We start from the raw sequence: 1,902 nt of genomic DNA on the forward strand, positions 1-1,902 counted from the left end.
GCGCTGGAACTGCTGGCCGAGCAGGAGATTGTGGTGCGTGGTCGCGGTTACGGTACCTACGTTAACCACCAACTTGAGTATCACCTGAAACCGGCAATGGGTTTCTCCCAGCAGGTGGTAGCAACAGGAAAAACGCCGGGCACACTGTGGATCAGTAAAACGCGGGTTCCTTGTCGGGCGGAAATTGCGGAGCATTTGCAGATCTCTGCGGGCTGCGACGTCTACCTGCTCAAACGCGTGCGTGACATTGATGGCGAGCCTGTCTCCATCGAAGAGAACTATGTGCCGCTGCACCTGATTGCCGACGTCGAACAGATCGACATTTCTCTCTATGCGTATTTCCGCAGCCAGGGCATTGCACCTGTTCGAACGCGCAACTGGGTATCGGCACAATCGCCGTCGCACGAGTTTATCCAGTGTGTAAATACGCCAGCAACGCTACCGGTTTTGGTGGTGAAATCGCTGGCGTTTGATAGTAATCAGCGTCCGCTTGATTACAGCGTTAACTATTGTCGTGCCGATATGTATGTCTTCTATTCAGAGGACTAACACCTGTCCCAATCGAACGATCGCCGTTATCACACGCGCTACTGTTTAAACCGTCATGCGGCGCTGACGCAGCTGAGCTAATGCGGAACTGTACGCGTCGATGTCCAGCGCGTTGACCTCATCCAACTGCCGTTTGAAATCCGGATCAATGCTTTCGACACCGTGGAGTGCACCACAGATAGCCGTTGCCATGGCACCGATGGTATCGGTATCGCCACCCAGATTGGCGCACAGAATGGCACAACGATTCGGCTCGGTGTGCGCCAACTCCACCATCGCAATGGCGGCGGGCACGGACTGGATGATCTCCGTTCCAGTACCAATCAGTTGATAAATCTGCTCTAACGCGGCGTCGTCGTCGGGTGCATTCTGCACAGTTTCCAACGCCAGTTGCAGACGTGCGGACAGCGCCGGGCTGTAGGTGGTTACGCGTTTTTCCTGCGCGGTTTGTGCCACTACGGGTAATGCCGCCCGAATCTCCGACCAGCTTTGTTCCGCAATAGCCTGAGAGATTGCCCAGGCGATAACGGTAGCGCCAGCCACCGCGATATCTGATTTGTGAGTAGGGCTAGACGCGAGCGCTACGGCATCGATGAAATCGGACAATGGCATGGGCGGTAGCAGGCAGCCCAGCGGAGAAACACGCATCGCCGCACCATTGGTGATGCCGTTATTTTCTAGCGTGCTGATATCAGCACCCTGTTTGAGGGCAAAAAGCGCCGTTTTGGAACTGGGGCCAAGAATATTTTTCTCAAAGGCACCAAACTGTAGCGCCCAAGTGAGGATGTGGTTACCAATGACTTCAGGCACAACATCCCCCTCGCATTCAATCAGCGCATCGGCAAGTGCCAGCGCCATGGCGGTGTCATCGGTATATTGTGCCGCCGAGAAATAGCAGGCGGCGATGTTATCCGCAGGGCCCGGCAGAAAACGATCGATCCACCCAAAATGTGCTTTGATGCGTGCTCGCGGCCACAGCTCCGATGGCATTCCCATCGCATCCCCTAGCATTTGCCCATATAACGCCCCGGCGATATGACTCTCTAATGTTGATGGCATAAGCTGTACTCTGATTGTTGTTATAGGTAACGCGGGTGATGCATTGGTGGCACTAATCTAATACCAATATAATACCATTAGCCGTGTCTTTGAACAAAAATCCTACGTAACAGGATACCATTCGTGCGGCCGATCGGCATGGGGCTGGGGCAATAAGGGAGCGAGGCGTCAGGCCGTTTTTTCCCATAGCATAATCTGCGCGGGGGCGTTGGTTTCCGCGGGGAACGTGCGTTTTACCGGGGAGAAGCCCTGCTTCTGGTAAAAGGCACAGGCGCGCAGGTTTTGTTCATACAC

General features: G+C 54.6%; 2 protein-coding genes. One reads left to right on the forward strand and one right to left on the reverse strand.

All coding sequences use genetic code 11. From position 1 onward, the window contains the following. Positions 1-549 (forward strand): GntR family transcriptional regulator (locus tag J5224_RS26090; protein ID WP_264628091.1); only part of this gene is annotated, 549 nt, incomplete at its 5' end. Positions 550-594: 45 nt separating this feature from the next. On the opposite strand, the gene J5224_RS26095 is transcribed toward J5224_RS26090, so the two are convergent. Then, on the reverse strand, positions 595-1,608 hold the full coding sequence (locus J5224_RS26095) for an ADP-ribosylglycohydrolase family protein (protein ID WP_264628092.1): 1,014 nt from the start codon (positions 1,606-1,608) through the stop codon (positions 595-597). Positions 1,609-1,902 lie beyond the last annotated feature (294 nt).

Source organism: Candidatus Symbiopectobacterium sp. NZEC135 (genome assembly GCF_025962695.1).

Excerpts from the sequence above, each read along its gene's own strand:
- J5224_RS26095 (WP_264628092.1), bottom strand. The coding sequence starts at position 1,608 with ATGCCATCAACATTAGAGAGTCATATCGCCGGGGCGTTATATGGGCAA.